This is a genomic window from Pseudomonas sp. TWI923 (assembly GCF_039673365.1).
GTDB classification, from domain to species: domain Bacteria; phylum Pseudomonadota; class Gammaproteobacteria; order Pseudomonadales; family Pseudomonadaceae; genus Aquipseudomonas; species Aquipseudomonas sichuanensis.
Genome location: NZ_JBDJLM010000004.1, coordinates 100702 through 125491, shown reverse-complemented (window position 1 = coordinate 125491; position 24790 = coordinate 100702). Strand labels below are relative to the sequence as shown.

21 protein-coding genes are annotated in these 24790 nt (G+C 63.1%); 9 read left to right on the top strand and 12 right to left on the bottom strand.

The features are described 5' to 3' along the window. Nucleotides 1-124: 124 nt before the first annotated feature. Nucleotides 125-697 (bottom strand): lipocalin family protein, encoded by a 573-nt coding sequence (locus tag ABE459_RS03360; protein ID WP_125465864.1) that lies wholly within the window; start codon nt 695-697, stop codon nt 125-127. Next, nucleotides 694-948, bottom strand: a complete 255-nt coding sequence (gene bamE, locus ABE459_RS03355) for an outer membrane protein assembly factor BamE (RefSeq protein WP_125465865.1) — start codon at nt 946-948, stop codon at nt 694-696. Before bamE ends, ABE459_RS03360 begins: the two co-directional genes overlap by 4 nt. Nucleotides 949-1177: 229 nt before the next feature. Here bamE and ABE459_RS03350 point away from each other — a divergent pair, with 229 nt between their 5' ends. Further along, a complete protein-coding gene (locus tag ABE459_RS03350; RefSeq protein WP_125465866.1) occupies nt 1178-3070 on the top strand; it encodes a methyl-accepting chemotaxis protein in 1893 nt (630 codons plus the stop codon). 96 nt (nt 3071-3166) lie between these two features. Here ABE459_RS03350 and ABE459_RS03345 read toward each other — a convergent pair whose 3' ends face one another. The 3 genes from ABE459_RS03345 to ABE459_RS03335 form a co-directional block, all read right to left on the bottom strand. Next, the gene (locus ABE459_RS03345) at nt 3167-3763 is read right to left on the bottom strand and encodes a DUF924 family protein (RefSeq protein ID WP_323830757.1); all 597 of its coding nucleotides are present in this window, start codon (nt 3761-3763) and stop codon (nt 3167-3169) included. 3 nt (nt 3764-3766) lie between these two features. After that, nucleotides 3767-4777 (bottom strand): class 1 fructose-bisphosphatase, encoded by a 1011-nt coding sequence (locus ABE459_RS03340; RefSeq protein ID WP_125465868.1) that lies wholly within the window; start codon nt 4775-4777, stop codon nt 3767-3769. Nucleotides 4778-5010: 233 nt separating this feature from the next. After that, on the bottom strand, nt 5011-7476 hold the full coding sequence (locus ABE459_RS03335) for a glycogen/starch/alpha-glucan phosphorylase (protein WP_323830758.1): 2466 nt from the start codon (nt 7474-7476) through the stop codon (nt 5011-5013). 185 nt (nt 7477-7661) lie between these two features. Here ABE459_RS03335 and ABE459_RS03330 point away from each other — a divergent pair, with 185 nt between their 5' ends. Then, on the top strand, nt 7662-8066 hold the full coding sequence (locus ABE459_RS03330) for a YkgJ family cysteine cluster protein (protein WP_016712459.1): 405 nt from the start codon (nt 7662-7664) through the stop codon (nt 8064-8066). Nucleotides 8067-8242: 176 nt separating this feature from the next. Here the strand turns inward: ABE459_RS03330 and ABE459_RS03325 are convergent, their stop codons facing one another. From ABE459_RS03325 to thiI, 3 genes are all read right to left on the bottom strand, one after another. Next, nucleotides 8243-8842, bottom strand: a complete 600-nt coding sequence (locus ABE459_RS03325; protein ID WP_323830759.1) for a hypothetical protein — start codon at nt 8840-8842, stop codon at nt 8243-8245. Nucleotides 8843-9008: 166 nt separating this feature from the next. After that, entirely contained in the window at nt 9009-10829 is a 1821-nt protein-coding gene (gene typA / locus ABE459_RS03320; protein WP_110995311.1) for a translational GTPase TypA, read from the bottom strand. 127 nt (nt 10830-10956) lie between these two features. Further along, nucleotides 10957-12411: a tRNA uracil 4-sulfurtransferase ThiI gene (thiI, locus tag ABE459_RS03315; protein WP_346647915.1), complete on the bottom strand. Its 1455-nt coding sequence runs from the start codon at nt 12409-12411 to the stop codon at nt 10957-10959. A gap of 585 nt (nt 12412-12996) precedes the next feature. On the opposite strand from thiI, the gene glnA reads away from it, so the two are divergent. The 3 genes from glnA (at nt 12997) to ntrC (ending at nt 17388) form a co-directional block, all read left to right on the top strand. After that, nucleotides 12997-14403, top strand: a complete 1407-nt coding sequence (gene glnA / locus ABE459_RS03310) for a type I glutamate--ammonia ligase (RefSeq protein ID WP_110995313.1) — start codon at nt 12997-12999, stop codon at nt 14401-14403. Nucleotides 14404-14869: 466 nt separating this feature from the next. Further along, nucleotides 14870-15955 (top strand): nitrogen regulation protein NR(II), encoded by a 1086-nt coding sequence (glnL, locus tag ABE459_RS03305; protein ID WP_258705261.1) that lies wholly within the window; start codon nt 14870-14872, stop codon nt 15953-15955. Next, nucleotides 15952-17388 (top strand): nitrogen regulation protein NR(I), encoded by a 1437-nt coding sequence (ntrC, locus tag ABE459_RS03300; RefSeq protein WP_125465872.1) that lies wholly within the window; start codon nt 15952-15954, stop codon nt 17386-17388. Before glnL ends, ntrC begins: the two co-directional genes overlap by 4 nt. A gap of 448 nt (nt 17389-17836) precedes the next feature. Here ntrC and ABE459_RS03295 read toward each other — a convergent pair whose 3' ends face one another. Next, the gene (locus ABE459_RS03295; RefSeq protein WP_125465873.1) at nt 17837-18274 is read right to left on the bottom strand and encodes a hypothetical protein; all 438 of its coding nucleotides are present in this window, start codon (nt 18272-18274) and stop codon (nt 17837-17839) included. On the opposite strand from ABE459_RS03295, the gene trmL reads away from it, so the two are divergent. Continuing rightward, complete coding sequence (gene trmL, locus ABE459_RS03290; protein ID WP_054884254.1) at nt 18273-18734, top strand: tRNA (uridine(34)/cytosine(34)/5-carboxymethylaminomethyluridine(34)-2'-O)-methyltransferase TrmL; 462 nt, start codon at nt 18273-18275, stop codon at nt 18732-18734. The genes ABE459_RS03295 and trmL overlap by 2 nt on opposite strands. Before the next feature lie 167 nt (nt 18735-18901). Here trmL and secB read toward each other — a convergent pair whose 3' ends face one another. The 3 genes from secB to ABE459_RS03275 are packed head-to-tail and all read right to left on the bottom strand — an operon-like array spanning nt 18902 to nt 20094. Continuing rightward, complete coding sequence (gene secB / locus ABE459_RS03285) at nt 18902-19384, bottom strand: protein-export chaperone SecB (RefSeq protein ID WP_125465874.1); 483 nt, start codon at nt 19382-19384, stop codon at nt 18902-18904. Between the two features lie 40 nt (nt 19385-19424). Continuing rightward, nucleotides 19425-19679 (bottom strand): glutaredoxin 3, encoded by a 255-nt coding sequence (gene grxC, locus ABE459_RS03280; RefSeq protein WP_110995319.1) that lies wholly within the window; start codon nt 19677-19679, stop codon nt 19425-19427. A gap of 1 nt (nt 19680) precedes the next feature. After that, nucleotides 19681-20094 (bottom strand): rhodanese-like domain-containing protein, encoded by a 414-nt coding sequence (locus ABE459_RS03275; RefSeq protein ID WP_110995320.1) that lies wholly within the window; start codon nt 20092-20094, stop codon nt 19681-19683. Between the two features lie 206 nt (nt 20095-20300). On the opposite strand from ABE459_RS03275, the gene gpmI reads away from it, so the two are divergent. From gpmI to ABE459_RS03260, 3 genes are all read left to right on the top strand, one after another. Continuing rightward, a complete protein-coding gene (gene gpmI, locus ABE459_RS03270) occupies nt 20301-21836 on the top strand; it encodes a 2,3-bisphosphoglycerate-independent phosphoglycerate mutase (RefSeq protein ID WP_323830760.1) in 1536 nt (511 codons plus the stop codon). Nucleotides 21837-22061: 225 nt separating this feature from the next. Continuing rightward, entirely contained in the window at nt 22062-23366 is a 1305-nt protein-coding gene (locus ABE459_RS03265) for a murein hydrolase activator EnvC (RefSeq protein WP_125465876.1), read from the top strand. A gap of 87 nt (nt 23367-23453) precedes the next feature. Next, on the top strand, nt 23454-24788 hold the full coding sequence (locus ABE459_RS03260) for a S41 family peptidase (RefSeq protein ID WP_323830762.1): 1335 nt from the start codon (nt 23454-23456) through the stop codon (nt 24786-24788). Nucleotides 24789-24790: the final 2 nt, after the last annotated feature.

The window sequence follows — 24790 nt, the reverse complement described above, 5'->3', positions numbered from 1 at the left end:
AGCTGAAAACTGGGGCCGCTTCGCGACCCTTTCGCGACACAAGGCCGCTCCTACAGGATTTGCACGAGCCTGTGGGAGCGGCGGTTCGCCGCTGCGATTTACCCGCGAAGCATGCAGCGCGATTTCAATGCCGGGCAACGATTTCCTTGTCCGCCGTGCGCCAGATCAGCCGGCGGGTGTCATACCCCTGCTGGCGCGCCTTGGCCAGCAGGTTCTCGCGCTCCCACGCCGGCAACGACGGCGTGCGCGAGAGAATCCACAGGTACTTGCGATCCGGGCTGCCGACGATCGCGGTGCGGTAACGCTCGTCGACGAACAGAATCCAGTAATCACCCTTGGCCACACCCGGCACCAGGCGAGTGAACCAATTGTCGAACTCCACCCACAGCTTGTCGGTATGCCCGGGCTGTTGCGTGGTGGCATGGCCTTCGGCGCGCAGCCACTCGTCACCCAGGGTGCGGCAGCGGTTGAGCACGCCCACCGTGCCGTCGGGCTTGAGGTTGTAATGGGCCTCGGACTGGGCGCAGCCTTCCTGGTACTTCATCGGCAAGCGCGCGAGCTCGAACCATTTACCCTGATAACGCTTGAGGTCCACCGCACCTGCGGTCTTCGGTGCCAGCGGGTCGGTGGCGGACGTGGCGCAGCCACCCAGCAGCATCACCAGGCACACACTCAACAGCAGGTGCAGACGCCTCATTTGAGGCCCTGCCCGGAGTACATCAAGACTTTGTCCGCCGCGTACTGCACGCTGATGAAGCTCTTCTCGTCACCCCAGGTGCAACTGCTCATGCCCAGCGCGCCGGAGCACTCGGTGGGCGTGCCGAGCATTTGCTCGACCTCGGCCTTGTTCATGCCGGCCTTGAGTTTGGAATAGTTTTCCTGGTTGATCTTGCTGCAGGCAGTCAGGACGACGCACAAGGACAACAGGGCGAGGGAACGCAACGACATGAAAGTGACACTCCTGGAGGTGGATACACAGGTTCTGAGAGGCCTGCTGGGAGCTTAGAAGGGAAAAAGGGCTCGCGGTTCCCTGCCATCCGAGGTTTTCCTGCCGCACCGCCAGTCGGTATCTGCGCAAACGATTAATGTTTTTTCCAGCACTGACGACACAGCTTCCGACGGTGTGGCTTTTCGCCGCACCTGCCCTCCTCCGTGCCCGTGCGCAGACTTTCTAAAAATGACCAAGAACCTCAAGTTCAGCCACAAGATCCTGCTGGCTGCCGCCCTGGTGGTGGCCGTTGCCTTCACCTGCTTCGTGCTGTTCAACGATTACCGACAACGCCAGTCCCTGCGCAGTGACACGGAGGCCACTCTGCAGGACCTGGGCAATCTCACCGCCGGTAACATCCGCAACTGGCTCGACAGCCGTATCCAGTTGCTCAACACCCTGGCCCAACAGGTCGCCGTGGACGGCCCGGGCAAAGCCAGCCTGGACCGCAGCCTGGCGCTGCCGGTGTACGCCAACAACTTCATGCTCAGCTACTTCGGTGGCCAGGACGGCAGCATGCAGTCGGTGCCGGTAGGCAGCCGCGCCGCCGACTACGACCCGCGCGTGCGCGGCTGGTACAAGGCGGCCACTGCCGCCGGCCAGACCATTGTCACCGAGCCGTACATCTCGGCCTCGGCCGGCAAGCTGGTGATCACCCTGGCCACCCCGGTGCAGCAGGCCGGCCGCCTGATCGGCGTGAGTGGCGTCGACACCGACCTGCAGACCATCAGCAACCTGATCAACACCCTCGACTTCGACGGCCGTGGCCACGCCTTCATCGTCAACGGCGAGGGCAAGATCCTCATCCATCCCAAAGGCGAACTGGCGCTCAAGACCCTCAGCGACGTCTACCCGGCCAACACCCCGCGCATCGGCAGTGGCCTGAAAGAAGTCGAGGTCGATGGCCGCAAGCAGTTCATCAGTTTCACCCATGTCGACGGCGTGCCGTCGGCGGACTGGTACGTGGCGCTGGTACTCGACCAGGACGCAGCCTTCGCCATGCTCGGCGAACTGCGCACCTCGGCGGTGGTGGCGACCCTGATCGCCGTAGTGGTGATCATCGCCCTGCTCGGCCTGCTGATCCGCGTGCTGATGGAGCCGCTGCACGTGATGGGCCGCGCCATGCATGACATCGCCGAAGGCGAAGGCGACCTGACCCGCCGCCTGAAGATTCACGCCCAGGACGAATTCGGCAGCCTGGCGCAGTCGTTCAACCGCTTCGTTGAGCGCATCCACGAATCGATCCGCGAAGTGGCCTCGGCCACCGGCCAGGTCAATAGCGTGGCGGGCCAGGTGGTCAGCGCCTCCAACGCCTCGATCCACAATGCCGACCAGCAGTCCAGCCGCACCAGCAGCGTGGCTGCGGCGATCAACCAGCTCGGCGCCGCCGCCCAGGAGATCGCCCAGAACGCCGCCCTGGCCTCACAGCACTCCAGCGCCGCGCGTGGCCTGGCCGAGGAAGGCCAGCAGGTGGTCGGCGAAACCATCGAGGTGATGAACCAGCTGTCGGCACGCATCAGCGATGCCAGCGGCAACATCGAGACGCTGAACAACCACACGGTGAACATCGGCCAGATCCTCGATGTCATCAGTGGCATCTCGCAGCAGACCAACCTGCTGGCGCTCAACGCCGCCATCGAAGCCGCCCGCGCGGGCGAGGCCGGCCGTGGCTTTGCCGTGGTGGCCGATGAGGTGCGCAACCTGGCCCATCGCACCCAGGATTCGGCGCAGCAGGTACAGCGCCTGATCGAGGAGTTGCAGGCCGGCGCGCAGATGGCCGTGAGCACCATGAACCAGAGCCAGCAGCACAGCGACCGCAGCGTCGGCATCGCCAACCAGGCCGGCGAACGCCTGGGCAGCGTCACCCAGCGCATCGGCGAGATCGACGGCATGAACCAGTCAGTGGCCACCGCCACCGAAGAGCAGACGGCCGTGGTCGAGTCGATCAATGTCGACATCACCGAGATCAATACGCTGAATCAGGAAGGGGTGCACAACCTGCAGAGCACCTTGCGTGCCTGCACCGACCTGGAGCACCAGGTGGAGCGGTTGAAGCATCTGGTGGGCAGTTTCAGGATCTGATTAGGTAATGTGGGAGCGGGCTTGCCCCGCGATTGCGATGTCAGAACCACCATCGCAATCGCGGGGCAAGCCCGCTCCCACAGCTACCGCTAGAAGCTAGAAGCGGGAACCAGGCTCCAGCAAGAAATCCATCTCCTCGCTAGTACTCGGCCGCTCCAGCAACAGGTTGCGGTGCGGGAAGCGCCCGAACCGGGCAATCACCCGCTGGTGCTGCTGGGCATAGTCGAGGAAGCCTTCGAACAACCGGCGATTCGCCTCCGGCTGTTCAGCCAGCAAGATCTGATAGCGCTCGACGCACAGGTTCTGCCAGTCCAGCACCTCGGCATGCTCCAGCACCAGCAGCACGAACACCCGCTGGATCGGCAGCAGCTGGTAGTCCCAACCCTTCTGCAGACCCTGCATGGCCACCACCTGCGCCCGCCGGTCGCCCTCGAAGGCGCGCGGCGTGTCGCGGTGGATCATGCGTGGCAGCTGGTCCAGCAGGATCAGCAAGCCGAGCCAGCCCTGCGGGCTCTGCTGCCACTCGTCGAGGCCGCCCGCCAGGGCGTGCTCCATCAGGTCGCCGAACAGCGCCTGGGCTTCGGCATCGTGATGCTTGCCGAACCACAGCGTGCTCTTCTCGTCAGCCACGGCCTGGGGGCTGCTGCCCCAACCGAACCACCACTCCAGCAACGGCTGCCAAGGTGCGAGCATGGTTTACTCCTTGTGGTACGCGGTGACGCGCTCGACCTCTTCTTTCGAGCCGAGGATCACCGACACGCGCTGGTGCAGGCCCTCTGGCTTGATGTCGAGGATGCGCTGGTAACCGTCGGTGGACGCACCGCCGGCCTGTTCGATGATGAACGACATCGGGTTGGCTTCGTACATCAGGCGCAGCTTGCCCGGCTTGCTTGGGTCGCGGGCGTCGCGTGGGTACATGAACAGGCCGCCACGGGTCAGGATGCGGTGCACGTCGGCCACCATCGAGGCGATCCAGCGCATGTTGTAGTTCTTCTTCAGCGGGCCGGTCTCACCGGCCAGCAGCTCGCCCACGTAGCGCTGAATCGGGGCTTCCCAGTGGCGCTGGTTGGACATGTTGATGGCGAATTCGGCGGTGCTTTCCGGCACGCGGATGTTCTCGTGGGTGAGCACGAAGCTGCCCAGCTCGCGGTCCAGGGTGAAGCCCTTGACGCCATTGCCCAGGGTGAGGATCAGCATGGTCTGCGGGCCATAGATGGCATAACCGGCGGCGACCTGCTCGGTGCCTGGCTGCAGGAAGGCGTTCTCGTTGAGGCTTTCGTTCTGGCTCAGGTATTGGTTAGGGCAACGCAGCACCGAGAAGATGGTGCCGACCGAGACGTTGACATCGATGTTCGACGAACCGTCCAGCGGGTCGAAGACCAGCAGGTAGGCGCCTTTGGGGTACTTGCCCGGGATCTGGTAGGCGTTGTCCATCTCTTCGGAGGCCATGCCGGCCAGGTGGCCGCCCCACTCGTTGGCTTCGAGCAGGATGTCGTTGGAGATGACGTCGAGCTTCTTCTGCACTTCGCCCTGCACGTTTTCGGTGCCCATGCTGCCCAGGACGCCACCCAGCGCGCCTTTGGAGACGTGATGGCTGATTTCCTTGCACGCACGCGCCACCACTTCGATCAGGAAGCGCAGATCGGCAGGGGTGTTGTTGCTGCGGGTCTGCTCAATCAGATAGCGACTCAGGGTAACGCGGGACATGTATGGCTCCGAAAAGGAAAGGGGGAGAAAAACCCCCGCAGTTTACAGGGAGTGTTGCGGGCTAGCGAGCAAAGAGACTCGCCGGGCGGGCTTGAGTTCAGCGTCGACCTGGCCGGCGGTCGATTGGGGCCGCTTTGCGGCCCTTCGCGGGTGAACCCGCTCCCACGGTTTTTTGGCGATCCCCTGTGGGAGCGGGTTTACCCGCGAAGGGCTGCAGCGCAGCCCCAAATACGCTAATCCAAGGCTTTCCAGATTTCGCTGGCATATTCACGAATGGTCCGGTCCGACGAGAACCACCCCATCCGCGCGGTATTGAGCACCGCCATGCGCCACCATTCCTGAGGCGTATGCCACAGCTCCTCGACCCGCCGCTGGGCATCCCAGTAGGCGTCAAAGTCGGCACACACCAGGAAGCGGTCATAGGCGATCAGGCCATCCACCAGCCCGGTATAACGCGACGGATCATCCGGTGAGAACACCCCGCTGCGGATCGCCTGCAGCACATCGCCCAAGCGGTGCGACGCCCCAATCGCCGCGCTGGCGCCAAAGTCGCCGCTGCGCTTGCGCGCCTCCACCTGCTGCGCGGTCAGGCCGAAGATGAACATGTTCTCGGCACCGACCTGCTCGCACATCTCGACGTTGGCGCCGTCCAGGGTGCCGATGGTCAGCGCGCCGTTGAGCCCGAACTTCATGTTGCTGGTGCCAGAGGCTTCGTAACCGGCCGTGGAGATCTGCTCGGACAGGTCGGCCGCCGGGATGATGCTCTCGGCCAGGCTGACGTTGTAGTTGGGCAGGAACACCACCTTGAGCAGGCCGCGCACGGTCGGGTCGTTGTTGACCACCCGGGCGATGTCGTTGGCCAGCTTGATGATCAGCTTGGCCTGGTGATAGCTGGCCGCCGCCTTGCCGGCGAAGATCTTCACCCGCGGCACCCAGTCGGTGCCGGGGTCGTGACGCATGGCCTGGTACAGCGCCACGGTGTGCAGCAGGTTGAGCAACTGCCGCTTGTACTCGTGGATGCGCTTGACCTGCACGTCGAACAGCGCCTCGGGGTTGACCGTCACCCCCAGGCGGTCCTGGATGATGGCGGCCAGGGCACGCTTGCTGTGCAGGCGCTGGGCCGCGAATTGCTTGCGGAAGTCGGCCTTGTCGGCAAAGGGCACCAGGGCCTTGAGCTTGCCTTCCGGGTCGTCCAGCACCTCCGGGCCCAGCGCCTCGGTGAGCATCGCCGTGAGCGGCGCGTTGGCCTGGTAGAGCCAGCGGCGGAAGGTGATGCCGTTGGTCTTGTTGTTGATCCGCTGCGGGTAGAGCTTGTGCAGCTCGGCGAACACCGTGCTCTTCATCAGCTTGCTGTGCAGCGCCGACACGCCGTTGACGCTGTGCGAGCCAAGGAACGCCAGGTTGCCCATGCGCACGCGGCGGCCGTTGTCCTCTTCGATCAGCGACACCGCGCGCAGCACGTCGAAGTCGTGCAGGCCTTTGGCCCGCAGCGCGTCGATATGGTAGGCGTTGATCAGGTAGATGATCTGCATGTGCCGCGGCAACATGCGCTCCATCAGCGCCACCGGCCAGGTTTCCAGGGCCTCGGGCAGCAGTGTGTGGTTGGTGTAGGCCAAGGTGCCGACGGTCACCTGCCAGGCGGTGTCCCAGGGGATTTCGTGCTGGTCGACCAAAAGCCGCATCAACTCGGCCACGGCGATCGACGGGTGGGTGTCGTTGAGCTGGATCGCCGCTGCATCCGGCAGGTTGAGCAGGTTGTCATGCATGTTCAGGTGGCGGCGCAGCAGGTCCTGCAGCGAGGCGGAGACGAAGAAGTACTCCTGGCGCAGGCGCAGCTCCTGGCCGGCCTCGGTGCTGTCGGCCGGGTACAGCACCCGCGAAATGCTCTCGGCCCGGGCCACCTCGGCCACCGCCCCCAGGTGATCGCCGGCGTTGAAGCGCTCCAGGTGCAGCTCTTCCAGCGCCCGGGCGCGCCACAGGCGCAAGGTGTTGACGCTGGAGCCACGCCAGCCGACCACTGGCGTGTCGTAGGCCACGGCCCTCACCGTTTCGCCCGGCCACCAGACCTGGCGCTGCTTGCCGGTGCCTTCCTGCACGGTTTCGACACTGCCGCCAAAGCTGATCGGGTAGATCACCTCGGCACGCTCGAACTCCCAGGGGTTGCCGAAGTCCAGCCAGTTCTCGGTCTGCTCCTGCTGCCAGCCATCGACCAGCGCCTGGCGGAACAGGCCGTGTTCGTAGCGGATGCCATAGCCATGGGCAGCAATGCCCAGTGTCGACATGCTCTCCATGAAGCACGCCGCCAGGCGCCCGAGGCCGCCGTTCCCCAGCGCCGCATCCGGCTCGAGCAGGCGAATACGCTCAAGGTCAACGTCCAGGCCCTGCAGTGCCTCGCGGGCGATTTCCAGGTAACCCAGGTTGCTCAGGCTGTCGTACAGCAGCCGACCGATGAGGAATTCGAGGGAAAGGTAATACACCCGCTTCTGGCTGCGGCGGTAGGCCCGCCGGGTGTGGTCCATCCAGTGGTCGACCATGTGGTCGCGGGCCGCCAGGGCGATGGCCTCGAACCAGTCGTGATCGAACGCGTGTTCCGGGTCCTTGCCGACCGCGTAGGTCAGCTTGGCCAGCACGGCGGCGCGAAAATCCGCCACCTCCTCATGATGAGCTTTGGCCTCACGGGCCTTGTTTTCCTGGGACATGCGGCATCCTCGGGCAAGTAGGCTAAAGCGCAGGGAAAGTGTTCAGCCTAGACGGTCTGACACAGAGCGACAGCAACGGTTCGCGGATTTCATGCGCCAGGCGGGAATCGGGCAAAAGGTTGTTCACAAATTGAACAACTCCGGTATGATCGCGCGCCCCAAGACCGTGATTCGCCCCCATAACGATGAAAACGACCCTGATCGCCGCCGCCGAAGTCGACCGCCTGGAGACCTGGCAGCGCTATGCCAGCCACATGTGCGGTGGCTGCCACTCGACCTGTTGCACCCTGCCGGTGGAGGTGAAGATCAAGGATCTGATCCGTATCGGCGTGGTGGACGAGTTCGAAAAAGACGAACCGCCGAAGAACGTGGCCAAGCGCCTGCAGAAGGAAGGCATCATCGAGCGCTTCAACCAGAAGTCGGGGATCTTCACCCTGACCCGGATGAGCAACGATGACTGCATGTACCTGGACCGCAAGAGCCGGCTGTGCACCATCTACGACAAGCGCCCGGACACCTGCCGCAACCACCCCAAGGTCGGGCCGCGGCCGGGGTATTGTGCCTACAAGCCCAAGGTGGTCGGGCGTTGACGCTCTGCGGTCAACCCCATAGAATCTGATCCGTCTGGATATATACGGAGCTTTCCTTCGGGAAGGTGTCAAGACGCCGCCACCTGGTTCCGGCCGTGCCGGTTGAAGGGATCAATCCCTAAGGGCATCCGCGATACGACCCCCTTCATTGGGGGTTTCGTATTTCTGGAAATCGCTCAGTGGCGGCCAGGCCTGCGAACGGGCTCGTTCCTCAGCTTCTTGAGCATCAGCAACCAGCCTTTGATTTTTTCATGTCGTTTGAAGCGGCTTTGGCTGCTCGCTGGGTGCGCCGGATCCCGTACATAGGCGCTCTCGACATGAATCCTGAGGCCTCTCGCGGCCTCGCGACGCATATTGAAATACACCTCGTAACGGCTGCCCTCCGGGAAACCGAACTGATTGCCCTCCAACGTCAGCCAGTTACTGTGCCCGGTAAACAAGCATTGGCGGTCGGCCAAACTGCACATGATGGCGGGCAATTGCAACGACAGCCCATACCGCGTCGGGCAGAACGCTCGGTAGATCCCTCGGTGATCTATTACCAACCTGTCCAGCCCGATGCTGTCGAAATCCAGCGCTAGTCCTTGCTGGCTCCCGCGGCTCACGCAGTGGCTCGAATACTCGAAGTGCAGCGTCACCGCAATGGATGGCTGCACACCCGAACCCGGCAGTAGCACTTCATGAGAATGCGCACGCAGGTGCTGCAAGCACCATGGTTCGCCCGATACCTCGATTGCTCCCGCCGACAGATGCTCCCGCCATCCCTTGCCTTTCATGCACCACCTCAGTCACGTACCGAGGCGTCAGGCTAATGCTCGGGCAAAGCCCTGCCAAAACGGCTTCGTGAGCAAGTGCTTCAAGCGCAACATGCGGCAAAAGACACGCAAACAAAAACGCCCCCGGCCTTTCGACCGGGGGCGTTTTCATTGCGCCTGAGCTAACTCAGTTCTTGGCTTTCTTGGCAGCGCGGGTACGCTCGCCTTCGTCCAGGATCTTCTTGCGCAGACGGATCGACTTCGGCGTGACTTCGCACAGCTCGTCGTCCTGGATGAATTCCAGGGCCTGTTCCAGGGTGTGGCGAACCGGCGGCACCAGGGCGATGACTTCGTCTTTGCCCGAAGCACGCATGTTGTCGAGCTTCTTGCCTTTGGTCGGGTTCACGCCCAGGTCGTTGTCACGGCTGTTCAGGCCGATGATCTGACCGTTGTAGATCTCCTGGCCGTGCTCGACGAACAGCTTGCCGCGCGCCTGCAGGGTTTCCAGCGAGTAGGTCAGAGCCTTGCCGGTCTCGACCGAAACCAGAACACCGTTCAGACGGCCGGACATCTGGCCGGACTTCATGGTGTCGTAGCGATCGAAGATCGAGGTCAGGATGCCTGCACCGTTGGTCAGGGTCAGGAACTGGTTACGGAAACCGATCAGACCACGGGCTGGAATGTTGTATTCCAGACGAACACGGCCCTTGCCATCCGGCACCATGTTGGTCAGGTCGCCTTTACGCAGACCCATCTCTTCCATGACCTTGCCCTGAGCTTCTTCAGGGATGTCGATGGTGACGTTCTCGAACGGCTCCTGCTTGACGCCGTCGACTTCGCGGATGATCACCTCAGGACGGCCTACAGCCATCTCGAAGCCTTCACGACGCATGGTTTCGATCAGTACCGACAGGTGCAGCTCACCACGGCCCGAAACCTTGAACTTGTCTGGGGAATCGGTTTCCTGAACGCGCAGGGCAACGTTGTACAGCAGCTCTTTGTCCAGACGGTCCTTGATGTTACGGCTGGTGACGAACTTGCCTTCTTTACCGCAGAACGGCGAGTCGTTGACCTGGAAGGTCATCGAAACGGTCGGCTCGTCGACGGTCAGCGGCTTCATCGCTTCTACCGCGTCCGGGGCGCACAGGGTGTCGGAGATGAACAGCTCGTCGAAACCGCTGATGCAGACGATGTCGCCAGCCTGGGCTTCTTCGACGTCGACGCGGTGCAGGCCGTGGTGGCCCATCAGCTTCAGGATACGGCCGTTACGCTTCTTGCCGTTGGTGTCGATGGCGACAACCGGGGTGTTCGGCTTGACGCGACCACGGGCGATACGGCCAACACCGATAACGCCGAGGAAGCTGTTGTAGTCCAGTGCCGAGATCTGCATCTGGAACGAACCGTCACGGTCAACGTCCGGCGCCGGTACGTTGTCGACGATCGACTGGTACAGGGCGGTCATGTCTTCGCCCATGGCGGTGTGGTCCAGACCGGCGATGCCGTTCAGGGCCGAGGCGTAGACGACTTTGAAGTCCAGCTGTTCGTCGGTGGCGCCGAGGTTGTCGAACAGGTCGAAGATCTGGTCCAGAACCCAGTCAGGACGCGCGCCCGGACGGTCAACCTTGTTGATCACGACGATTGGCTTCAGGCCAGCTTCGAAAGCCTTCTTGGTCACGAAGCGGGTTTGCGGCATCGGGCCGTCCTGGGCGTCGACCAGCAGCAGCACGGAGTCGACCATCGACATTACACGCTCAACCTCGCCACCGAAGTCGGCGTGGCCGGGGGTGTCGACGATGTTGATGTGGTAGCCGTTCCAGTTGATGGCGGTGTTCTTCGCCAGAATGGTAATGCCGCGCTCTTTTTCCTGGTCGTTGGAGTCCATGACGCGCTCGTCGTTGAGCTCGTTACGCTCCAGGGTGCCGGACTGACGCAGGAGTTTGTCGACCAGGGTGGTTTTACCATGGTCAACGTGGGCGATGATGGCGATGTTACGCAGATTTTCGATCACAACTGTATCTCGATCAGAGGATTCGGTTGCCGCCAGTGTAGGCGGCGAATATGTACGGTTTGAGGCTCAGCGGGCCCGATGGTCGGGAGGGCGATGGCGGATGCTGCCGCCATACAGCCCTGGGGTCTTATGTCGGACGATAAACACGCACATTGGCATGTCCCTCACTGAGCAGGTGGTGTGCGTGCAAACGGCTCATCACACCTTTGTCGCAATACAGCAGGTACTGGCGCGTGGGGTCCAGGTGCTTGAACTTGCTGTTGATCGCGTAGAACGGCATGGCCTGGACTTCGATACCGTCCAGTGCCAGAGGTTCGTCTTCCTGGGCGTCGGGGTGACGGATGTCGATGACGATCTGGCCCGGCAGTGCCTCGGCCACTTCCTCGATCTCGATGTCCTTGCCCAACTCGTCGATCACGTGGTCGATGGAGATGAACTTGGCGCGCTCCAGGGCACGCTCCAGCACCGCCATGTCGAACTGCTTCTCTTCGTGCTCCATGCGGTGACGCTTGGCATGGGTGGTCGGGTTCACCGAGATCACGCCGCAGTACTCGGGCATGTGCTTGGCGAAGTCGGCGGTGCCGATTTCGGTGGCCTGGTCGATGATGTCCTGCTTGTGGCTGGCCAGCAGCGGGCGCAGCACCAGCTTGTCGGTGGCCGAGTCGATGATCGACAGGTTCGGCAGGGTCTGGCTGGACACTTGCGAGATCGCCTCGCCGGTGACCAGCGCGTCGATCTGCAGACGCTCGGCCATGTGCGCGGCACCGCGCAGCATCATGCGCTTGAGGGTCACGCCCATGTAGCTGTTGTCGACCTTGTTGAGGATTTCGCCGACCACTTCCTCGAACGGCACGCTGATGAACAGCACGCGCTGGCTGCTGCCGTACTTCTTCCACAGGAAGTGCGCCACTTCCATCACGCCCAGCTCGTGGGCGCGCCCGCCGAGGTTGAAGAAGCAGAAGTGCGTCATCAGGCCACGGCGCATCATCTGGTAGGCGGCCACGGTGGAGTCGAAGCCACCGGACATCAGCACCAGGGTCTGCTCCAGGGCGCCCAGCGGGTAGCCGCCGATGCCGTTGTGCTGGTTGTGGATCACGTACAGGCGCTGGTCGCGGATATCGATGCGCACCAGCACTTCGGGCTTCTTCAGCTCGATGCCGGCGGCGCCGCATTGCTGACGCAGCTGGCTGCCGACATAGCGGTCGACGTCCATCGAGGTGAAGTCGTGGTGGCCGCCGCGCTTGCAGCGCACGGCGAAGTACTTGCCGGCCAGCAGGTGACCGAAGTGCTGCTTGCACTTCTCGACGATGTCGTCAAAGTCACCCAGTGGGTACTCCTGCACCTGCAGGAAGTGGGTGATGCCCGGGGTGCAGCGCAGGCGCTCGATCATTTCCCGCTGAATCTTTTCGTCCTCGATGCGGGTGACCACCTCGAGATTGTCCCAGACGCCATCGACCGCGAGCTCAGGATCGAGGTCCTTGAGCACGTTGCGGATGTTCTTGCTGAGCTGACGGATGAAGCGCTTGCGCACCGGTCGGCTCTTGATGGTGATCTCTGGGAAGACTTTGACGATAAGTTTCATTGGTTTAACAGCGCGCGCAGGGCCTGCCGAAAATGAGGGGCGCGAATTATATCGGAAATTGCTCAGGTTTTGACCAACTTTTGATCAGAAGCTTTGAGATAAATGTATGGGCGGGCTTTTGTGCTGCCTGTTCCGGCTCTTCGCGGGTAAACCCGCTCCCACAGAGACCGCACCGATTCCATAGGCTGTGCAAACCCTGTGGGAGCAACTGTCTTATGTTGTCAGTGCTGGCCTCATCGCTGGCAAGCCAGCTCCCACAGGTACGATGCTGCCTCGAAGTTAACGCGATCCCGGTGGGAGCGGGTTCACCCGCGAAGAGGCCCCCAAAGAAAGCACGCCAGTCGGCCGGCGCACCATATTGGTGCTCTGCCACTAAATTTCGCATCTTAAGAGTGCACCTTTCCCCGCCACCCCACCGTCAGATGCCCGCAAACGCCTTCTTTTATCCCACTCTCGCCATTTTCGGGCACTGGCATGCAATTTGCTCTCTTGTGAGGCAGGTACGCTTGGCCGACTATCCGCGCCTGGCAACACCCTTTTTCCAGAGCAGCGGCCCACCGCGCTCTAGACCATCCGGAGGACAACATGTCGAAGTCGGTTCAACTCATCAAAGATCATGACGTCAAGTGGATTGATCTGCGTTTCACGGACACCAAAGGTACTCAGCACCACGTGACCATGCCGGCGCGTGATGGCCTGGACGAAGACTTCTTCGAAACCGGCAAGATGTTCGACGGTTCCTCCATCGCCGGCTGGAAAGGCATCGAAGCCTCCGACATGATCCTGCTGCCGGACGACTCCACCGCCGTGCTGGACCCGTTCACCGAAGAGCCGACCCTGATCCTCACCTGCGACATCATCGACCCTGCCAGCATGCAGGGCTATGACCGCGACCCACGCGCTATCGCCCGTCGCGCCGAAGAGCACCTCAAAGCCACCCTGATCGGTGACACCGTGTTCGCCGGTCCAGAGCCTGAGTTCTTCATCTTCGACGAAGTGAAGTTCAAGTCCGACATCTCCGGCTCGATGTTCAAGATCTACTCCGAGCAAGGCTCGTGGATGTCCGACCAGGACGTGGAAGGCGGCAACAAAGGCCACCGTCCAGGCGTCAAAGGCGGCTACTTCCCGGTTCCGCCGTTCGATCACGACCACGAAATCCGTACCGCCATGTGCAACGCACTGGAAGAGATGGGCCAGACCGTCGAAGTTCACCACCACGAAGTGGCGACTGCCGGCCAGAACGAAATCGGCGTCAAGTTCAACACCCTGGTGAAGAAAGCCGACGAAGTTCAAGCGCTGAAGTACGTCGTGCACAACGTTGCCGACGCCTACGGCCGCACCGCTACCTTCATGCCTAAGCCACTGTACGGCGACAACGGCTCGGGCATGCACGTGCACATGTCGATCTGGAAAGACGGCAAGAACACCTTCGCGGGTGAAGGCTATGCCGGCCTGTCCGACACCGCCCTGTACTTCATCGGCGGCATCATCAAGCACGGTAAGGCCCTGAACGGCTTCACCAACCCGGCCACCAACTCCTACAAGCGTCTGGTACCTGGCTTCGAAGCCCCGGTAATGCTGGCCTACTCGGCTCGCAACCGTTCGGCCTCGATCCGTATCCCTTACGTTTCCAGCCCGAAAGCCCGCCGCATCGAAGCGCGTTTCCCGGACCCGGCGGCCAACCCGTACCTGTGCTTCGCCGCCCTGCTGATGGCCGGCCTGGACGGTATCCAGAACAAGATCCACCCAGGCGACGCCGCCGACAAGAACCTGTACGACCTGCCGCCTGAAGAGGCGAAAGAGATCCCACAGGTTTGCGGCAGCCTGAAAGAAGCCCTGGAAGAGCTGGACAAGGGCCGTGCGTTCCTGACCAAGGGCGGCGTGTTCTCCGACGACTTCATCGATGCCTACATCGAGCTGAAATCCGAAGAAGAGATCAAGGTCCGCACCTTCGTGCACCCGCTGGAATACGAGCTGTACTACAGCTGCTGATTTGATCGACGCCCCGCGTCGGTGACATCAGGACGGCCTCCCCAGGGAGGCCGTTTCCATTTCTGCATCGCTTTCACCGACCTGCTGCCTCGCACTGTCGGGCTGCAGCACACCGCCACCGCCCCCTTCAAACCTCGTCACCCTGCTCGATGCCATCGAGCAACGCCCTGCCCTGATCCGCGCCAGCATCCAGCTGTGCAAAACCTGACGAGCGCCCTATGCTCCATATTGGTGCACTGAAAGGCCTGACGCCCCAGCATGCACCCCACTTTGGGTCACATGAATCGTTTAACCAGGGCTTTATGTCCTGAATTAGCGCGAATACAGGCTTTTATCCGCCATTTCCGCTTCTTTTCAGAGCCTTGGTTTGGTTCTTGCATTTTCATCGCATCCAGCACGTCATCCGTGCGCGCCCCAGGCCTTGCCGGGGCGCCAAAAGAGTGCCAACAGAGGTCAACGACGCCTTATGACCATCAGCGATGCACAGCACCGTCTGCTTCTGGACAACCTGACCACGGCCACGCTCCTGCTCAACGCCGAGCTGCGCCTTGAGTACATGAACCCGGCGGCGGAAATGCTTCTGGCCGTCAGTGGCCAGCGCAGCCATGGGCAGTTCATCAGCGAGCTGTTCACCGAATCGACCGAGGCACTCAACTCGCTGCGCCAGGCGGTGGAGGAGGCGCATCCGTTCACCAAGCGCGAAGCCCAGCTGACCTCGCTGACCGGCCAGAGCATCACCGTCGACTACGCCGTCACGCCAATCCTGCACCAGGGCAATACCCTGCTGCTGCTCGAAGTGCACCCGCGTGACCGCCTGCTGCGCATCACCAAGGAAGAGGCCCAGCTGAGCAAGCAGGAAACCACCAAGATGCTGGTGCGCGGCCTGGCCCACGAAATCAAGAACCCGCTGGGCGGCATTCGCGGCGCCGCCCAGCTGCTGGCCCGCGAATTGCCCAACGATGGCCTGCGCGACTACACCAACGTGATCATCGAAGAGGCCGACCGGCTGCGTAACCTGGTCGACCGCATGCTCGGCTCGAACAAGCTGCCGTCGCTGTCGATGACCAACATCCACGAAGTGCTGGAGCGCGTGTGCAGCCTGGTGGAGGCGGAAAGCCAGGGCGGCATCACCCTGGTGCGCGACTACGACCCGAGCCTGCCGGACGTGCTGATCGACCGCGAGCAGATGATCCAGGCCGTGCTCAACATCGTGCGCAATGCCATGCAGGCCATCGGCGGGCAGAACGAGCTGCGCCTGGGCCGCATCACCCTGCGCAGCCGCGCCGTGCGCCAGTTCACCATCGCCCACGTGCGTCATCGCCTGGTGGCCCGGGTCGAGATCGTCGACAACGGCCCGGGCATCCCCGCAGAGCTGCAGGACACCCTCTTCTACCCCATGGTCAGCGGCCGCCCGGACGGTACCGGGCTGGGCCTTGCCATTACCCAGAACATCATCAGCCAGCACCAGGGCCTGATCGAGTGTGAAAGCCACCCCGGCCACACCGCCTTCTCGATCTACCTGCCCCTGGAACAAGGAGCCACCGCCTCATGAGCCGAAGTGAAACTGTCTGGATCGTCGATGATGATCGCTCCATCCGCTGGGTCCTGGAGAAGGCCCTGCAGCAGGAGGGCATGACCACCCAGAGCTTCGACAGCGCCGACGGCGTGATGGGCCGCCTGGCACGCCAGCAGCCTGATGTGATCATTTCCGATATCCGCATGCCCGGTGCCAGCGGCCTCGACCTGCTGGCACAGATTCGCGACCAGCACCCGGGCCTGCCGGTCATCATCATGACCGCGCACTCCGACCTGGACAGTGCCGTTGCCTCATACCAGGGCGGTGCCTTCGAGTACCTGCCCAAGCCGTTCGACGTGGACGAAGCGGTGTCGCTGGTCAAGCGCGCCAACCAGCACGCTCAGGAACAGCAAGCGCTGGAGGTGCCCCAAACACTGGCCCGCACCCCCGAGATCATCGGTGAAGCACCGGCGATGCAGGAGGTGTTCCGCGCCATCGGCCGCCTGAGCCACTCCAACATCACCGTGCTGATCAACGGCGAATCCGGTACCGGCAAAGAGCTGGTGGCCCATGCCCTGCACCGCCACAGCCCGCGCGCGGCTGCGCCGTTCATCGCCCTGAACATGGCGGCGATCCCCAAGGACCTGATGGAGTCCGAGCTGTTCGGCCATGAAAAAGGCGCGTTCACCGGCGCCGCCAACCTGCGCCGTGGCCGCTTCGAGCAGGCCGACGGCGGCACGCTGTTCCTCGACGAAATCGGCGATATGCCCGCCGACACCCAGACCCGCCTGCTGCGCGTGTTGGCCGACGGCGAGTTCTACCGGGTTGGCGGCCACGTGCCGGTGAAGGTCGATGTGCGCATCATCGCCGCGACCCACCAGAACCTGGAAACCCTGGTGCAGGCCGGCAAGTTCCGCGAAGACCTGTTCCACCGCCTCAACGTGATCCGCATCCATATCCCGCGTCTGTCCGATCGCCGCGAAGACATCCCGACCCTGGCCCGCCACTTCCTCGGCCGCGCCGCCCAGGAGCTGGCGGTCGAGCCCAAGCTGCTCAAGCCGGAAACCGAAGAGTTCATCCGCAACCTGCCGTGGCCGGGCAACGTCCGCCAGCTGGAAAACACCTGCCGCTGGATCACCGTGATGGCCTCCAGCCGCGAGGTGCTGATCGGCGACCTGCCACCGGAGTTGCTCAACCTGCCACAGGACGCAGCGCCAGTGACCAACTGGGAGCAGGCCTTGCGCCAGTGGGCCGACCAGGCCTTGGCCCGTGGCCAGTCGAGCCTGCTGGACAGCGCCGTGCCCAGCTTCGAGCGAATCATGATCGAGACCGCGCTCAAGCACACCGCCGGGCGGCGCCGCGATGCAGCGGTACTGCTGGGCTGGGGGCGCAACACCCTGACGCGCAAGATCAAGGAGTTGGGGATGAAGGTCGATGGGGGAGACGAAGACGAGGGTGAAGACCACTGATCTTTCGGGTCACCCGTAAGATTTCTGGGGCTGCTGCGCAGCCCTTTCGCGACACAAGGCCGCTCCTACAGGAGATCGCATCCCCCTGTAGGAGCGGCCTTGTGTCGCGAAAGGGCCGCAAAGCGGCCCCAGCTATTTCTCGCCTGTTGCACCGATCCTGTGCCCGACGCACCCGATAAAGGCACAAATCCCCTCGAAACCCAGCCAATTCGCCCTGAAGCCCAGTATTTCCGGGCATTTCAAAACTGGCACGCCCCCTGCAGTAACTACTGCAACTCCAGTTTCGGGGTCCTCGGTACAGGCAGGCCGGGATAGCCCCTCTTTATATTCGTAGCAGCAACACCGTTTCGGGGACCCTGGTACAGGCAGGCCGGGAAATCCCCCTTTTATTCGCCACAGCAACCCGCTTTGGGGACCTCGGTACAGGCAGGCCGGGACATCCCCTCTTTTATTCGTGCAGCCTCACCTGCACCTTCCAGCGCCCGTCGTCCTCTGCACCTGACCATTGCCCTTGCAGGGGGCGCGCGGCAATCAGCGTCAGCAGCAGGCCTTCCTTGCCCTTCTGCACCCGCCAGGCCACCGGTTTATCCTGCAAGAACAACTGGCCGCGCTGGGCCTTGCCCTCGGCCTGGAACGCCAGCGCCACGGTGCCTTCAACATTCTCGCCATGCAGCTGGGGTTCTTCGTTGAACCACAGGTCCAGGCCATCCTGCACCACCTCGACCTGCTGCAGCACCCGCTCGTCCGGGGCAGTCAGGCGGCCGATCATCAGCCCCACCATCAAGCCGACGATGGCCAGCGACAGGATCATCTTCGGGAACGCCTTCGAACGCACATCGGGTTCGGGGGTAGAATGCCCGTCATCTTCATGCCTGGAGCCGTGCATGTTTCACGTCATCCTTTTTCAACCTGAAATTCCGCCGAATACCGGCAATATCATCCGCCTGTGCGCCAACAGCGGCTGCGCCCTGCACCTGATCGAACCCATCAGCTTCGAACTGGACGACAAGCGCCTGCGCCGCGCCGGGCTGGATTACCACGAGTATGCCACGCTCAAGCGCCACGAAAGCCTGGCCGGATGTCTGGAAAGCCTGGGCAACCCGCGGCTGTTTGCCTTCACCACCAAAGGCTCGCACCCCTTCCACGAAGTCGCCTACCAACCGGGCGATGCCTTCCTGTTCGGCCCTGAAAGCCGCGGCCTGCCGGCCGAGGTACTGGACAGCCTGCCGGCGGAACAGCGCCTGCGTTTGCCGATGCGCCCGGGGTGTCGCAGCTTGAACCTGTCCAATACCGTGGCGGTGACGGTGTATGAGGCGTGGCGGCAGAACGGGTTTGCCGGGAGTTGATGCATTGCCTGTTCTGGCCTATCGCGGGGCAAGCCCGCTCCCACGGATTGAGCTGCCCCCAAGAAGCAGGCCAAAGTACCGTGGGAGCGGGCTTGCCCCGCGATAGGGCCGGTACTGCCAACACAAAAAAAGCGCCCCGAAAGGCGCTTTTTTCATGACCGGTGCAATTACTGCACGGTCGGCACTTCACCGGCTTCCTGCATGCGCTGCATTTCTTGCGCGTACAGGGCGTCGAAGTTGACCGGCGACAGCATCAGCGCCGGGAACGAACCACGGGTCACCAGGCTGTCCAGGGCCTCGCGGGCGTATGGGAACAGGATGTTCGGGCAGAACGCGCCGAGGGTGTGGCTCATCGAGGCCGCGTCGAGGCCTGCGATCAGGAAGATGCCGGCCTGCTGCACTTCGGCGATGAACGCCACTTCTTCACCGTTCTTCACGGTGACCGACAGGGTCAGCACCACTTCATGGAAGTCGCCTTCCAGGGCTTTCTGGCGGGTGTTCAGGTCCAGCGAGACATTCGGCTCCCACTGCTGGCGGAAGATCTGCGGGCTCTTCGGAGCCTCGAACGACAGATCGCGCACGTAGATGCGCTGCAGGGAGAACTGTGGGCTGTTGTCTGCAGCCGCGCCGTTGGTCTGTTGGTCAGTCATGGCAGATCCTTATCCTAATGTTTTCGAATGCAGTGCAAAGTCAGGCCGCCAGCAGCGCGTCGAGCTTGCCCGCGCGCTCCAGGGCATAAAGGTCATCGCATCCACCGACGTGCGTACTGCCGATCCAGATCTGCGGTACCGAAGTACGGCCGGCCTTCTGGCTCATTTCGGCGCGCAGCTGCGGCTTGCCGTCGACCTTGATCTCTTCGAACGCCACGCCCTTGCTCTCGAGCAGGTACTTGGCGCGCATGCAGTAGGGGCAGTAGTCGCTGGAGTAGACGATGACGGGCTTCATATCACTTCACCAGGGGCAGGTTATCGGCTTTCCAGCTGGACACGCCACCGCTGAGCTTGGCAGCGGTGTAACCAGCCTTGAGCAGTTCGCGGCAGATGGTGCCGGACTGCTGGCCCATCGCGTCGACGACGATCAGGGTCTTCTCTTTGTGTTTTTCCAGCTCGGTCATGCGGTTGACCAGCTTGTCCTGCGGGATGTTCACCGCACCGACGATGTGCCCGGCGGAATACTCCTTGGCAGGGCGAATATCGATGACCAGCGCCTTGTCGGCGTTGACCAGCGCGGTCAGCTGGCCGTTGCTCAGGCTCTGGCCACCACGACGCACTTCGTTGATCAGCAGCAGGACCAGCAGAACGACGAAGATCGCCACCAGGATGAAGTGATCTGTCGCGAATTGAATCAGGTGAGCAACCATCGGGGGTGTTCCAGGCGATTGAAAATGGCGGCCAGTATACACAGCCCCCCATGACCGCCAAAGCCCGGTGGGCCACCGGCAAAACCGGCTTCATGTTGCATATCCGACAGCGCTGGTCGGACAAGGGGAGGAATATTCGCCGTCGCTGGCGGATTTGCCCTAAAATGCGTGTCTTTATCATCTTTGAACAACCGTGAGTTTGATTGATGACGAGTACGCCTAAACCCCTGGTCCTGATTATCCTGGATGGCTTCGGACACAGCGAAAGCCCCGAATACAACGCCATCTTCGCCGCCAACACACCGGTCTACGACCGCCTGCGCGCCACCCAGCCGCACGGTCTTATCTCGGGGTCCGGCATGGACGTGGGCCTGCCCGACGGGCAGATGGGCAACTCTGAAGTCGGTCACATGAACCTCGGCGCCGGCCGCGTGGTGTACCAGGACTTCACCCGGGTCACCAAAGCCATCCGCGACGGCGAGTTCTTCGAAAACCCGGTGCTCACCGGCGCCGTGGACAAGGCTGTCGGTGCCGGCAAGGCCGTGCATATCCTCGGCCTGCTCTCCGACGGTGGCGTGCACAGCCACCAGGACCACCTGGTGGCCATGGCCGAACTGGCCGCCCAGCGTGGCGCCGAGAAGATCTACCTGCACGCCTTCCTCGACGGCCGTGACACCCCGCCGCGCAGCGCCCAGTCGTCCATCGAACTGCTCGACGCCACCTTTGCCAAGCTGGGCAAGGGCCGTATCGCCAGCCTGATCGGCCGCTACTACGCGATGGACCGCGACAACCGCTGGGACCGCGTACAAGCCGCCTACGACCTGATCGTCGACAGCACCGCCCAGTACACCGCCGACAGCGCCGTGGCCGGCCTCGAGGCCGCCTACGCCCGTGACGAAAGCGACGAGTTCGTCAAGGCCACGCGCATCGGCGAAGCGGTCAAGGTCGAAGATGGCGACGCGGTCATCTTCATGAACTTCCGCGCCGACCGTGCCCGCGAGCTGTCGCGGGTGTTCGTCGAGCCCGACTTCAACGAATTCCCACGCGCCCGCCTGCCAAAACTGGCCGCCTACATCGGCCTGACCCAGTACTCGGCGAAAATCCCGGCGCCAGCGGCCTTTGCCCCATCCAGCCTGGACAATGTGCTCGGCGAGTACCTGGCGAAGAACGGCAAGACCCAACTGCGCATCGCCGAAACCGAGAAATACGCCCACGTCACCTTCTTCTTCTCGGGTGGCCGTGAAGAGCCGTTCGAAGGCGAAGAGCGCATCCTGATCCCGTCGCCGAAGGTCGCCACCTACGACCTGCAGCCGGAAATGAACGCCCCCGAGGTGACCGACCGTATCGTCGAGGCCATCGAGCAGCAGCGTTTTGACGTGATCGTGGTCAACTATGCCAACGGCGACATGGTCGGCCACACCGGCGTGTTCGAGGCAGCGGTCAAGGCGGTCGAGGCCCTCGACACCTGCGTCGGCCGCATCGTCGAGGCACTGGCAAAGGTCGACGGCGAAGCGCTGATCACCGCCGACCACGGCAACGTCGAGCAGATGGAAGACGCCTGCACCGGCCAGGCGCACACCGCCCATACCAGCGAGCCAGTGCCGTTCATCTATGTCGGCAAGCGCAAGGTCAAGGTGCGTGAGGGCGGCGTGCTGGCCGACGTGGCGCCGACCATGCTCAAGCTGCTGGGGCTGGAGAAGCCTGCCGAAATGACCGGGACGTCGATTCTGCTCGACGCTTGATCGGTGTACTGGGGCCGCCTTGCGGCCCTATCGCGACACAAGGCCGCTCCTACAGCAGATCGCGTCCCCCTGTAGGAGCGGCCTTGAGCCGCGATAGGCCTGCGCAGCAGGCCCAAAACAGATGAATTCCAGACAAACGCCTCGCCGCACATGCCGCGAGGCGTTTTTTTTGCAAGCCCGCGCGGGCATACTAGGCCAGTCTCCATCCTTGGTACGCCCAACCCCATGCTCCGCGCCCTGTTCCTACTCGCCCTGTCATGCCTGCTCGCCCCGGCCTACGCCGACGAGCGCGCACAGACCCAGCAACAGCTGGACGCCACCCGCCAGGACATCGCCGAGCTGAAGAAGATGCTGGGCAAGCTCCAGGAGGAGAAGTCCGGCGTGCAGAAAGACCTCAAGTCCACCGAGACCGACATCGGCAACCTGGAAAAACAGGTGGAGGCACTGCAGCAAGAACTAAAAAAGACCGAGGGCGAGCTGGAGCGCCTTGATCACGAGAAAAAAAAACTCCAGAGCGCCCGCGTTGAGCAACAACGCCTGATTGCCGTCCAGGCCCGTTCGGCCTACCAGAACAACGGCCGCGAGGAATACCTCAAGCTGCTGCTCAACCAGCAGAACCCCGAGAAATTCGCCCGCACTCTCACCTACTACGACTACCTGAGCAAGGCGCGCACCGAGCAACTGCGCACCTTCAACGAGACCTTGCGCCAGTTGGCCAATGTCGAGCAGGACATCGGCCGCCAGCAGGAGCAACTGCTCACTCAGCGCGCCGACCTCGACAGCCGCCGCCAGGCGCTGGTCAGCGAACGCGACAAGCGCCAGCAGGTACTGGCCAAGCTCAACAGCGACATGAAAGAGCGCGACCAGAAGCTGCAGTCCCGCGAGCAGGACCAGGCCGACCTGGGCAAAGTGCTCAAGACCATCGAGGAGACCCTCGCACGCCAGGCCCGCGAGGCAGAAGAAGCGCGCCAGCGCGCCCTGCTCGCCAAGCAGGAAGAAGAAAAGCGCCGCAAGGAACAGGCCCTGGCCGCCGCAGCCCGCAACCAGCAAGCCGAACCGGAAGAGCCCCCGAAAAAGGCCCGCACCACGCTTGGTCCGGTGGTTTCCAGCGACGGCGCCAACTACGGCGGTGCATTTTCCGCAGCCCGGGGAAAACTTCCATGGCCAGTCAATGGTCGACTGCTGGCACGCTTTGGTGACATGCGCGGCAGCGATGCCCGGGCCAAGTGGGACGGCGTGATGATCAGCGCCAGCGCCGGTACCCAGGTACGCGCCGTACACGGCGGGCGCGTGGTATTCGCCGACTGGTTGCGCGGAGCCGGGCTTCTGGTCATTCTCGACCACGGCAATGGTTACCTGAGCCTGTACGGCCACAACCAGAGCCTGCTCAAGAGCGCCGGCGACATCGTCAAGGCCGGCGAAGCCATCTCCACCGTGGGCGACAGCGGCGGCCAGGACAGCGCCGGTCTGTACTTCGCGATTCGCCAGCAGGGCCGGCCCACCGACCCTGCGCAATGGTGCCGCGGCTAACACCGACTACTTTTACGGCACGGCGCGTGAAAACGCCGGGCCGATGCTCCCGCAAGGGGCGCCTACAGGATCAGGAGTTCGTTCGACATGCTGCACTCGCCTCGCCTCACCCAGCTGGCCCTGACCATTGCCCTGGTCATCGGCGCGCCCCTGGCGCTCGCCGCCGAGCCGGCCAAGCCTGCCGTTGCCGCCAAGCCGGCCACGGTGCCGGCCACCGAGGTGACCGCCAAGGCGCCACTGCCGCTGGAGGAGCTGCGCACCTTCGCCGAGGTCATGGACCGCATCAAGGCCGCGTATGTAGAGCCCGTCGACGACAAGACCCTGCTGGAAAACGCCATCAAGGGCATGCTCAGCAACCTCGACCCCCACTCGGCCTACCTCGGCCCTGAAGACTTCCAGGAGCTGCAGGAAAGCACCAGCGGCGAATTCGGTGGCCTGGGCATCGAAGTCGGCCAGGAAGACGGCTTCATCAAGGTCGTTTCGCCGATCGACGACACCCCGGCCTCCCGCGCCGGCGTGCAGGCCGGTGACCTGATCGTCAAGATCAACGGCGCCCCGACCCGTGGCCAGACCATGACCGAAGCCGTCGACAAGATGCGCGGCAAGGTCGGCGAGAAGATCGTCCTCACGCTGGTGCGCGACGGCGGCACGCCATTCGACGTGACCCTCACCCGCGCGGTGATCCAGGTCAAGAGCGTGAAGAGCCAGTTGCTGGAGAACGACTACGGCTATATCCGCATCACCCAGTTCCAGGTCAAGACCGGCGAAGAGGTGGGCAAGGCCCTGGCCAAGCTGCGCAAGGACAACGGTGAGAAGCTGCGCGGCGTGGTGCTCGACCTGCGCAACAACCCCGGCGGCGTGCTGCAAGCCGCGGTGGAAGTGGCCGACCACTTCCTCACCAAGGGCCTGATCGTCTACACCAAAGGCCGCATCGCCAACTCCGAACTGCGCTTCTCGGCCGACCCGGCCGACGCCAGCGAGGGCGTACCGCTGGTGGTCCTGATCAACGGCGGCAGCGCCTCGGCTTCGGAGATCGTCGCCGGTGCCCTGCAGGATCAGAAGCGCGCCGTGCTGATGGGCACCGACAGCTTCGGCAAGGGCTCGGTGCAGACCGTGCTGCCGCTGGCCAACGACCGCGCGCTCAAGCTCACCACCGCGCTGTACTTCACCCCCAACGGCCGCTCGATCCAGGCCCAGGGCATCGTCCCCGACATCGAAGTGCGCCCGGCCAAGCTCACCGCCGAAACCGACACCGAGAACTTCAAGGAAGCCGACCTGCAGGGCCACCTGGGCAACGGCAACGGCGGCGCCGACCGCCCGACCGGCAGCGCCAAGCGCAAGGAGCGCCCGCAGGACAACGACTTCCAGCTCAGCCAGGCGCTGAGCCTGCTCAAGGGCCTGAACATCACCAAGGGCGATTGACC

What these genes read in the sequence shown, in the direction of transcription:
- ABE459_RS03340 (WP_125465868.1), bottom strand. Translation starts at nt 4,777, where the DNA reads ATGTCCCGCGTTACCCTGAGTCGCTATCTGATTGAGCAGACCCGCAGC.
- gpmI (WP_323830760.1), top strand. Translation starts at nt 20,301, where the DNA reads ATGACGAGTACGCCTAAACCCCTGGTCCTGATTATCCTGGATGGCTTC.
- ABE459_RS03345 (WP_323830757.1), bottom strand. Translation starts at nt 3,763, where the DNA reads ATGCTCGCACCTTGGCAGCCGTTGCTGGAGTGGTGGTTCGGTTGGGGC.
- ABE459_RS03360 (WP_125465864.1), bottom strand. Translation starts at nt 697, where the DNA reads ATGAGGCGTCTGCACCTGCTGTTGAGTGTGTGCCTGGTGATGCTGCTG.
- ABE459_RS03335 (WP_323830758.1), bottom strand. Translation starts at nt 7,476, where the DNA reads ATGTCCCAGGAAAACAAGGCCCGTGAGGCCAAAGCTCATCATGAGGAG.
- ABE459_RS03260 (WP_323830762.1), top strand. Translation starts at nt 23,454, where the DNA reads ATGCTGCACTCGCCTCGCCTCACCCAGCTGGCCCTGACCATTGCCCTG.
- glnL (WP_258705261.1), top strand. Translation starts at nt 14,870, where the DNA reads ATGACCATCAGCGATGCACAGCACCGTCTGCTTCTGGACAACCTGACC.
- secB (WP_125465874.1), bottom strand. Translation starts at nt 19,384, where the DNA reads ATGACTGACCAACAGACCAACGGCGCGGCTGCAGACAACAGCCCACAG.
- ABE459_RS03295 (WP_125465873.1), bottom strand. Translation starts at nt 18,274, where the DNA reads ATGCACGGCTCCAGGCATGAAGATGACGGGCATTCTACCCCCGAACCC.
- grxC (WP_110995319.1), bottom strand. Translation starts at nt 19,679, where the DNA reads ATGAAGCCCGTCATCGTCTACTCCAGCGACTACTGCCCCTACTGCATG.
- ABE459_RS03265 (WP_125465876.1), top strand. Translation starts at nt 22,062, where the DNA reads ATGCTCCGCGCCCTGTTCCTACTCGCCCTGTCATGCCTGCTCGCCCCG.
- bamE (WP_125465865.1), bottom strand. Translation starts at nt 948, where the DNA reads ATGTCGTTGCGTTCCCTCGCCCTGTTGTCCTTGTGCGTCGTCCTGACT.
- ntrC (WP_125465872.1), top strand. Translation starts at nt 15,952, where the DNA reads ATGAGCCGAAGTGAAACTGTCTGGATCGTCGATGATGATCGCTCCATC.
- ABE459_RS03330 (WP_016712459.1), top strand. Translation starts at nt 7,662, where the DNA reads ATGAAAACGACCCTGATCGCCGCCGCCGAAGTCGACCGCCTGGAGACC.
- thiI (WP_346647915.1), bottom strand. Translation starts at nt 12,411, where the DNA reads ATGAAACTTATCGTCAAAGTCTTCCCAGAGATCACCATCAAGAGCCGA.
- glnA (WP_110995313.1), top strand. Translation starts at nt 12,997, where the DNA reads ATGTCGAAGTCGGTTCAACTCATCAAAGATCATGACGTCAAGTGGATT.
- ABE459_RS03325 (WP_323830759.1), bottom strand. Translation starts at nt 8,842, where the DNA reads ATGAAAGGCAAGGGATGGCGGGAGCATCTGTCGGCGGGAGCAATCGAG.
- trmL (WP_054884254.1), top strand. Translation starts at nt 18,273, where the DNA reads ATGTTTCACGTCATCCTTTTTCAACCTGAAATTCCGCCGAATACCGGC.
- ABE459_RS03275 (WP_110995320.1), bottom strand. Translation starts at nt 20,094, where the DNA reads ATGGTTGCTCACCTGATTCAATTCGCGACAGATCACTTCATCCTGGTG.
- ABE459_RS03350 (WP_125465866.1), top strand. Translation starts at nt 1,178, where the DNA reads ATGACCAAGAACCTCAAGTTCAGCCACAAGATCCTGCTGGCTGCCGCC.